The following is an 8,888-nucleotide window of genomic DNA, read 5'->3' as shown; positions in this document are numbered from 1 at the left end:
ACGCTACCTTGTTCACATCATTTTCTAACAAAAAACGCCCCACTACTACCAAGCGGAGCGCATCATAAGTATCAGAATGGCTACTTTCAAAGGCTTTCTGAGATAAAAATAACAGCAAGTTATCCTGTAATCTTTTACGTAAAGCATGGTATGCATCGTTATTTTTTTCGGACTTATAAAGCTTCTTTAAACCATTTATATCGTCAGTTTCTATCAATTCAAGTAATTGCAGATTTTTCACATCAGATCTTTTGTTTTTCCGCTGTAAAAATTGCCTGAAAAGCCTTTTTTCTGGACTATTAAGTAGATTGATCAACTCAGAGAGTGAATCCATATAAATATATTAATGTGCGTAAAAGTACAATAATTGAAAAATCATATCGTCAGTAATTTCATTATTCTACTTTTTTTAGGTCTATACTGTAACCGACATTTGCTTCCATATTAATTACTAAAACAGAAATTATTAAAACAAATAAATATGGAACCGCTACAACAAAGAACAGAAGAAAATTCATCCATTATAAAACATGGTGATAAAGTTAAAAACCCGTTTAAACCGACTGCCGCATTTATAGGGGCATCCTGGTTTGCCTTATTGACAGGAACAACGGGATACTGCATAGGCTTATGGAATGCAAACATGGCTTTGAATGAAAAAGGTTATTATTTCACCATTTTATTATTTGGCTTATTCGCAGTGATCTCCTTACAAAAAAGCGTTAGGGACAGGTCTGAAGGACTTGCAGTTACGGATCTTTACTACGGCCTTAGCTGGTTTGCCACTATTGCTGCAATGATCCTGTTGACAATTGGTCTTTGGAATGCAGATCTGGCCAGAAGCGAGAAAGGTTTTTACGCTATGGCATTCTGCCTAAGTATATTTTCGGCCATTGCTGTACAAAAGAATACCCGCGACGCAAAAATGTTTGAAGATAAAGAGTCGTAACGTAGCGGTTGCCCCTGCAGTTCCTTGCCTGGCAGGCCTGCAGGGTTTTTATTTACCTATCTGCTATTTTCTAAAGACTCTATATCAAGGGTTTAAATACACAGCCAGATATTCCATCAACTCAAAACGGAGCTGGTTGGTCTTTCCGCAACCGTATCACCGTACGATTAACATAAGGAAATAATGCGATTATGATGAGGGTCATAACAATTAAACCTGTAATAAGCACATAATAGTCCATTGCCGACCGCACCTGTGCCTGCAAGCCAATTTGCTTTACTAATAGTCGGGTTGCCGCGGCCGGGGCCTGGTGTTTGGAGAGACCGTGACCAACAAGTGCTTTGCTCTGCCTTAGAAGCGTTTGTTTAAACAAAGGGTTATTCCCCGACAAACGATCCATAAAGGCATTAAAGTGAGTACTTCTTTTCAGCAGATCGTAGTAATTGATCAGTGCTATGCTGGAAATAAAGCCACTACAGCGCACAAACAGGCAAATACCCGCCGCTGTATCACCCAAACTGACAGGTACCGAGGATATCATAAAAATGATGCAGGGCACTATCAGCAAACCAACGCCAAGGCCATGCAGAAAAATAGGCACGAAATAATTATCCGCGTTACCTTGCTTGCTAAACAGAAAAAACATCCACACATGAAAAACCAACAGACTCAAAAAACCATAAATCCAGATGAGGCGTATAGGCCTGTTTTGTAAAAGATATACGCAGGAGGTAATGACTCCAAAAGCAATCCCCCCTATATTAAACAAGTTGATATAGGATAGATGCCGCGGATCAAAACCAAGGATTGCCGTAAAATAGGCAGAAGAAAAGTTTAGCGTAAAGCGGCACAGGTACAAAATGAACAACACTCCCCCTCCCAATATAAAATTACGGTAACGAAATACATCCGGAACAAAATATGGGCGTTTCATAAAAAACTGCCGGATCCAAAAAAGCACCAGAAAAAACACCATTAATGCAACAGCTATGCAAATTTGCCTGTCTTCAAACCAATAGCGTTCCTGACCATAAACCATCACATAGCCAAACAGTGATAAAAAACTTCCGTAAAATAAAAAGCTCTCCCAATCAAGCAGATATAATGGAAATTTAATATTCAGCCTCACATTATTCATAGATATGGCCAACAAAAATAACCCGGGCAGATAAGAAATTATAGCGCCACGGAAAACCGTATTGAAGCCAGTGGCATCTAACATATCAGCGGTAATAAAATTATTAAAAGGTATAATGCAAACCAGCATACCAAAAAATACAGAGTAAGCTATGGCGCGGGCACGCTGGCTGTGCAACCTGTTAAAAATTAGTGCTAAGGCCAAATTAGCTGTGCTGGTAAACATCATTCCCTGAATAAACCGAAATATCAGCAAGATCAGCAGGCTATGCGTTTCGTAACAAATAAAGGAGGTTAGCAACTGTATGAGTGTAAAAATAAAAAAGTACTCCTTTGTTGCCAGATACCTGAAAAACCGCTTTTCGAGCGAAAAGAAACTGGTATAGCCTACATAGAAGATCACCACCGAAAATTGGACATCGGCTGGTTCAATTCCATAGTAACCTGCAGTAACAGTCACATTTGATAATGGCAAAAAAAATAGTACAAAGCTGGGTAGCAGTACCACAAACATGGTTACCCGTACCAGCCATGCCGGTACCCAGCTTTTAAATAATGGGATTAATGCCGGCATTATCGTGCTATGGCTACATTTACGTTCATACCCGCTTTTAACGGCTCTATCACTTCTTTGCTTTCAACCAATTTGATGCGTACCGGAACCCGCTGAACGATCTTAACATAGTTACCTGTAGAATTATCGGGCGGTATCAGCGAAAAACTTGAACCCGTAGCAGGCGAGAGTGAAATGATCTTCCCCTTAAATTTTTTCCCAGGGAAGGCATCTGCCTCTATTTCGGCAGTTTGGCCGATGTGCATAATGCTTACCTGTGTTTCCTTGTAGTTGGCAACCACCCACTTATCCGATTCCTGATTGATGATATATGCCAGTATCTGCCCGGCATCGATCATTTGCCCCTGCTCTATAGTTCTGCGGCCAACACGGCAGTTATATGGCGCGGTAATGGCTGTGTAGGAAATATCAAGCTTATTGCGTTCTATCAACGCCTGCAGCCTTTTGATCTCAGCTTGAGTTACTTCCTGCTGCGCCTGTACATCATTAACCTTTAGTAATGAGGTTTTGTAATTACTCTGCGCAGATTGTAGTTCGGCTGTTGATACATCCAAGCCAGCCTTCACATTTTCCAGCTGTTGCTTAGTAGCTGATTCTTCTTTAAAAAGATTTTGATAGCGCTCATATTCCTGCTGTTGCTTTAGCTGCCTTGCACGGGCAGCTGCAATGGATGGAGCCGCCGCGCTTGCCGCCAAAGCAAGCGTTTGCTGGTTACTTTTTAAAACATTCAACTGCGCTTTTGCATTCAGCAAAGCCGCTTCTGTTTGTTTTAGTTGCAAACTTGATTCCCGGTTGTCAATAACCAAAAGGGTATCACCTTTTTTAAGCTCCTGGTTTTCCTCAAAATTAACCTTTACAATAAAACCTCCGGCCCTTGATATAACCGGGTTAATATACTCCTGAACCTGCGCGTCGTTCGTTTCCTCATAATTGAAATTCTCCCATAGCAACCGGATGCCCCAGATGATAATGATAAATGCGGCAATGCCGGCTATCCATGCGGTGATACGAGTAATCAGCTGATCGGTAACGGTGTATTTGTTTTTTGGTTTCATTGTTGGTTAAAGACGACCTATAGTGTTTTGTAATTGATAGTATTGAAGATGAGCGGTAACCTGAGCCGCTGCCAGATCAAAGCGGGCTTGCAACAGCTGAACATCAGCGTCAAGCAGATCGGTAATAAGCGAAGTTTGATTAAAATAAGTGTTACGAACAATCCGGTAATTTTCAACCGCCCTAACCACATCAGTTTTGGCAACATCTACCTTAGTTGTGGCCTCCTGGTAACGCAAAAATGCTTCATTAACCCGCTGGCGTATCTTATCCTGTACATCCGCTGTTTCTACCTGCTTTTGCCAGTGTTCCAGCTTGGCGGTTTTTACCTTATGTCTGTTGGTGTAAAATGATGATATGGGAAAAGAAATCTTAACACCGGTTATCCCTAATGAATACAGATCGGCGGCATATGGGTAAAGAAAATTTTCCGGGTAGGCGTAGGCAAAGCTACTGTAAATGCCTGCTTTAACTGATGAGTTTGCACGTACATCCTTAAGTTTCAAATCGCTTAAACCTGTTTCCTGTTTCGCTATCCTGTATTCGTAGGCTTCGCTACTTGCCTCTGCCAGGTATTCGGGATAAGTTTTCATGGGCAACTGATCCACATTCAGGCTATCTGCCGGGATGATGGTTTGTTCATCGGCCTCCCCCATCATGATATTCAGCTTTTGAGCGGCTATCTTAATATCGTTCTCTATTTGCAGCAGGGTTACACGCTGGCGCGATAATTTAAGCTCGATACGTAACATATCACTTTTCAGGATCACTCCTTCTTTCAAAAGCACTTTTACTTTCTTTAATTGCTTTTCCTGATCGGCGATATCATTGATCATCAATGCCCGGAAGACGTAACTTTTAGATAAGTCGAGGTAATATACTGCTGCCAGTAAGCGCAGATTAGCAGCTGTTTGCTTTTGCTGCACATCCGTCAGTTGCAGCATAATTTTCCGTTCTGCAATTTTGATATTGGTTTTACCGCCGTTGTAAATATTAAAATAGGCATCGGCCCCTACCTTGTATCGTGTATGTACAATGGCATGTTGAGAGGGGCTATTAAATAAGCCGTTTTCATAAATAGGTAGATTAGTGGTTTCTTCCAGGTATCCCGCCAGATTGATCTCCGGTAAACGTTCCGCTCGCGCGTCAAGGATATTTTCTTTAGATTGATTAACCTGTATTTGTTTGATCAGGTTAGTTTTATCCTTACTATCTACATGTTGCCAAACTTCATGGAGCGATAAGGACTGCCCTTGTAACGTAAAGTAACTCAGGCTAAAAAATACGATCAGGGGAATTATAAGTGCGTGCCGTTGCATAATTATTGGCGGCAAAAGTATTCAGGCAGTCAAAATTTCGTTTTCACTTATCGGCCAAAGATTTGATGATTCCGGCCAAATCAAAAAAATACTTTAATTTTACAAATTAAATACCCCCCATGAGCCTCATTGCATCATTACCCCTTATTGAAGATTTCCCTGATGCTATTTTCGTTAACCACGAAACGTTTGAAAAATATATTCCCCAGCATCGTCACTCTAAAGGACAGTTCTCCTATGTAGAAGGGGGTGTTGCCTACATTACCATCGATGCTAAAACTTATGTTGTTCCGGCCCGTCATTATCTTTGGGTTCCGGCCGGGATAGATCACGCGCTTACCATCGGTAGTTCGGCTACAGTACTCCGTTCCATATTTTTCTTTGCTCAAAATGATGAACATCATCCTTTTTACCGGGAAATAGGTATCTACCCTATTAATGAACTGCTTATTCAAATGATCAAATATTCAGAGAAATGGGATGACCATGTACAGCCTCAGGATGATGGCTTTGAATTTTTAAAGTCGATCAAAAAAGTACTGCCCGAGGTCAGCAGCAAACAACTCTCCATGGCGCTGCCTATCACCAATAATGAGCGAATGAAAGAGATCATCGCATTTATGGCCGATAACCTTTCTGATACCCTGCTACTCAACTCAACCGGAAAACGTTTTGGGTTAAGTCAGCGTTCATTTTCCCGCTTGTTCCAAACCAGCCTCGGCATTTCATTTCTGCAATACCTCAAAATGCTCCGGATAGTTAAATCCCTCGAACTCATCCTCCAAACCGATCTTTCCCTAAGCGAAATAGCTTACCAGGTTGGTTATAACAGCCTTTCGGCGTTCAGCAATACCTTTCAACAGATCACCAATGCCAGGCCATCGGCATTCATGACCTACAGATCAGGCTCCTGATCAACAGGATCTTATCTTTTAATAACCTATAAAAAAATTCATGAAAAATTTGCGTAGTTAAATAGCTACATATATATATTTGTAGTCAAATAGCTACACAATGAATTTACGACGAGATGTATTCCAGGCCATAGCCGACCCAACCCGCAGGGCCATATTATTGTTATTAGCTTCGCAAACCATGACGGCCGGCGCCATAGCCGCCAACTTTGATACCGCCCGGCCAACAGTTTCAAAACATTTACAAATACTTACCGAATGCGAATTGCTTAAACAGGAGCAAAACGGCAGGGAAATAAACTATCATATTAACGCGAAAAAAATGAAAGAAGTAGCCGACTTTATTGAACCGTTCCGCCAGATGTGGGACGACAGATTTAATAAATTAGAAAGCATCATGAAAAAATATAAAAGCAAATAATATGGAACTAAAAACCAAGATCAATGCCGAACCAGGCAAGCAGGATTTAACTATTACCCGGGAATTTGATTTGCCGGTAGACTTACTTTTCAGAGCCTATGCCGAGCCCGAAATTGTGGAGCAATGGATGGGAACCAAAGTGCTGAAGCTTGAAAACAAACAACATGGTGGTTACCAGTTTGAAACATCAGATGCCAAAGGCAACGTGGTGTTTAGGGGTAATGGAACAATTCACGAATTTAATCCTAACCAAAAGATCACCAGAACATTTGAAATGGAAAACAGCCCTTTTGGTGTTCAGCTGGAATTTCTGGAATTTGAAAAACTGACCGACGATACCAGCAAATTGGTTATCCATAGCGTGTACCGGTCTGCCGCGCTCCGCGACCAGATGCTGGCCTTACCCTTTGCACAAGGCATTAGCATGGCGCATAACCGTTTACAGGATGTTGCAGGTAAACTAAAATAACTTATCATGAAAAAGAGAGATAAAATTATTTACTGGATAGCCACCATCTGGCTGGCACTGGGCATGGTATCAACCGCGGTAGTACAATTGTTAAAAATGAAAGATGGACAAGGAGGGGCGGATAGCATTACACATTTAGGCTACCCCATTTATCTTTTAACAATTTTGGGTGTTTTGAAAATGTTGGGAGTTATAACCATATTGATCCCGAAAATGCCAGTACTAAAAGAATGGACTTATGCAGGTTTCTTCTTTGTAATGTTGGGAGCCATATTTTCGCACATTGCCGTAGGCGATGGTATCAGTAAAATATTTCCGTCGTTATTACTACTCATCCTGACTATGGCATCCTGGTACTGGAGGCCTGCGGATAGAAAAATAAATCAATTAACTTTAGTAAATGAATAGCATTAGTATGAAGAAATATCAAACCGAAATTAGCGGACATTTAGACATTTTTGTTGCTGATCATGAAGATGAGTTTGAGGGCGAAAAAACAAAATGGCAAGACGTACTAATTCATGGTGACACCGAAGGTCTGAAATCCTTTGCAGCTCTTTTAATAAGCATAGCAGATTTAAATCAAGATGATATAAAAGACCTTCCGATTGGAGCGAGAGAGCATATACATTTACAACCAGGTTTTGATATCAGTAAAAGTTCAGTGGAGGTGATTGTAGGCAGAATTGATGCAAAAGGCACGGGAACTTTTTACGATCGATATGTAGAAAAAGAATTATAGTCAGTACTTTCAAACACAAGATATGAGCAACAAAAAACAACTATCGCCCGAACAAGGCGTAACGCTATTACAAACACTGAAAACACGTTTTGAAAAGAACATGGGGCGTCATCCTGGTATGGAATGGGCCAGTATACAAGCAAGATTGGAAGCTAAGCCAGAAAAACTATGGTCGTTACAGGAAATGGAAACAACCGAAGGTGAACCGGATGTTGTTGACCATGATAAAGCAACAGGGGAGTATATTTTTTATGATTGCTCGGCCGAAAGCCCTAAAGGGCGCAGAAGCCTTTGCTTTGACCGCGAGGCCCTGAATGCCCGAAAAGAACATAAGCCTGCCAACAGTGCTGTTGATATGGCTGCTGATATGGACATCGAGCTTTTAACCGAACAGCAATACCGTAACTTGCAGCAACTGGGAAAATTTGATTTAAAAACCTCCAGCTGGGTAAAAACTCCCGCCAATATCCGAAAACTTGGAGGCGCTATCTTTTGTGATCGCCGGTACGATACTATATTTGTTTATCATAACGGGGCAGACTCTTACTATGCTGCCAGAGGGTTCCGTGGCTTGTTAAAAGTTTAATTTTATAAGCAATTTAAAAGCAATACTATGAATGAGATGAACCCAAAAGTTGATTTTTATTTTAACACGGCCGAAAAGTGGCAGGATGAAATAGAGCGGCTAAGAACAATCATTCTGGATTGCGGTCTTACTGAGGAATTAAAATGGGGCTGCCCTTGTTATACTTTTGAGGGTAACAACGTTGTTTTAATACATGTTTTTAAGGAGTATTGCGCGGTGCTGTTTTTTAAAGGCGCTTTGCTAAATAATGTCAACGGTATCTTGATCCAACAAAGCGAAAATGTGCAGGCCGCACGACAAGCCCGTTTCACTAATGCAGTGCAGGTAATTGAACATGAAGCTATCCTGAAAGCCCATATTCTGGAAGCTATTGAGGTAGAAAAAGCCGGACTAAAAGTAAATTTAAAAAGCACTGCTGATTATGAGGTGCCCGAAGAGTTTCAAAGCAAATTAGATCGGATACCAGCCCTAAAAACAGCCTTTGAAGCATTAACTCCCGGAAGGCAACGGGCATACCTCTTCCACTTTTCAAAACCCAAGCAATCCAAAACCCGCGAACAAAGGGTTGAAAACTGTATACCGCAAATTTTGAATGGTAAGGGATTAAATGATGAATAATGAATAGTTACCGATCAAACTTAAATCCCTATTTTCAGTCTCTCCCGCCTGTTTTGCCAGCGAAGTTCATAATTATTTAACACATTGATTATTAGGAATATATTTC

The 8,888-nt window shown here is 41.0% G+C and carries 11 protein-coding genes and 1 pseudogene; 8 read left to right on the top strand and 4 right to left on the bottom strand.

The genetic code is table 11. The annotated features are described in order from the left end of the window. Positions 1–334: pseudogene (locus AAGC65_RS14400) on the bottom strand (hypothetical protein); the annotation flags it as partial. Between the two features lie 147 nt (positions 335–481). Here AAGC65_RS14400 and yiaA point away from each other — a divergent pair. Beyond that, complete coding sequence (gene yiaA / locus AAGC65_RS14395; protein ID WP_343113159.1) at positions 482–949, top strand: inner membrane protein YiaA; 468 nt, start codon at positions 482–484, stop codon at positions 947–949. 121 nt (positions 950–1,070) lie between these two features. Here the strand turns inward: yiaA and AAGC65_RS14390 are convergent, their stop codons facing one another. From AAGC65_RS14390 to AAGC65_RS14380, 3 genes are read right to left on the bottom strand one after another with little or no spacing between them, the layout of a single operon-like run. Continuing rightward, positions 1,071–2,660: a transporter gene (locus tag AAGC65_RS14390; protein ID WP_343113158.1), complete on the bottom strand. Its 1,590-nt coding sequence runs from the start codon at positions 2,658–2,660 to the stop codon at positions 1,071–1,073. Further along, positions 2,660–3,715, bottom strand: coding sequence for an HlyD family secretion protein (locus AAGC65_RS14385; RefSeq protein WP_343113157.1), 1,056 nt, complete (start codon positions 3,713–3,715; stop codon positions 2,660–2,662). The genes AAGC65_RS14390 and AAGC65_RS14385 overlap by 1 nt, the downstream gene beginning before the upstream one ends. Before the next feature lie 6 nt (positions 3,716–3,721). Beyond that, positions 3,722–5,032, bottom strand: coding sequence for a TolC family protein (locus AAGC65_RS14380; protein WP_343113156.1), 1,311 nt, complete (start codon positions 5,030–5,032; stop codon positions 3,722–3,724). 119 nt (positions 5,033–5,151) lie between these two features. Here AAGC65_RS14380 and AAGC65_RS14375 point away from each other — a divergent pair, with 119 nt between their 5' ends. The 7 genes from AAGC65_RS14375 to AAGC65_RS14345 all read left to right on the top strand — a co-directional run bounded on the left by AAGC65_RS14375 (position 5,152) and on the right by AAGC65_RS14345 (position 8,782). Beyond that, complete coding sequence (locus tag AAGC65_RS14375) at positions 5,152–5,946, top strand: AraC family transcriptional regulator (RefSeq protein WP_343113155.1); 795 nt, start codon at positions 5,152–5,154, stop codon at positions 5,944–5,946. Positions 5,947–6,046: 100 nt separating this feature from the next. Then, positions 6,047–6,367 (top strand): metalloregulator ArsR/SmtB family transcription factor, encoded by a 321-nt coding sequence (locus AAGC65_RS14370; protein WP_343113154.1) that lies wholly within the window; start codon positions 6,047–6,049, stop codon positions 6,365–6,367. A gap of 1 nt (position 6,368) precedes the next feature. Next, the gene (locus AAGC65_RS14365; protein ID WP_343113153.1) at positions 6,369–6,836 is read left to right on the top strand and encodes an SRPBCC domain-containing protein; all 468 of its coding nucleotides are present in this window, start codon (positions 6,369–6,371) and stop codon (positions 6,834–6,836) included. A gap of 6 nt (positions 6,837–6,842) precedes the next feature. Then, positions 6,843–7,244 (top strand): DoxX family protein, encoded by a 402-nt coding sequence (locus AAGC65_RS14360; protein WP_343113152.1) that lies wholly within the window; start codon positions 6,843–6,845, stop codon positions 7,242–7,244. Between the two features lie 7 nt (positions 7,245–7,251). After that, entirely contained in the window at positions 7,252–7,578 is a 327-nt protein-coding gene (locus AAGC65_RS14355; RefSeq protein WP_343113151.1) for a hypothetical protein, read from the top strand. Positions 7,579–7,600: 22 nt separating this feature from the next. Next, positions 7,601–8,164, top strand: a complete 564-nt coding sequence (locus AAGC65_RS14350; RefSeq protein ID WP_343113150.1) for a DUF4256 domain-containing protein — start codon at positions 7,601–7,603, stop codon at positions 8,162–8,164. A 27-nt stretch (positions 8,165–8,191) separates the two neighbouring features. Continuing rightward, positions 8,192–8,782 (top strand): YdeI/OmpD-associated family protein, encoded by a 591-nt coding sequence (locus AAGC65_RS14345; protein WP_343113149.1) that lies wholly within the window; start codon positions 8,192–8,194, stop codon positions 8,780–8,782. The last annotated feature ends 106 nt before the right edge of the window (positions 8,783–8,888 follow it).

The organism is Mucilaginibacter sp., from assembly GCF_039207105.1.
GTDB lineage: Bacteria > Bacteroidota > Bacteroidia > Sphingobacteriales > Sphingobacteriaceae > Mucilaginibacter.
Note: the sequence above shows the minus strand (reverse complement) of the source record. Positions and strands in the feature narration are given on the sequence as shown.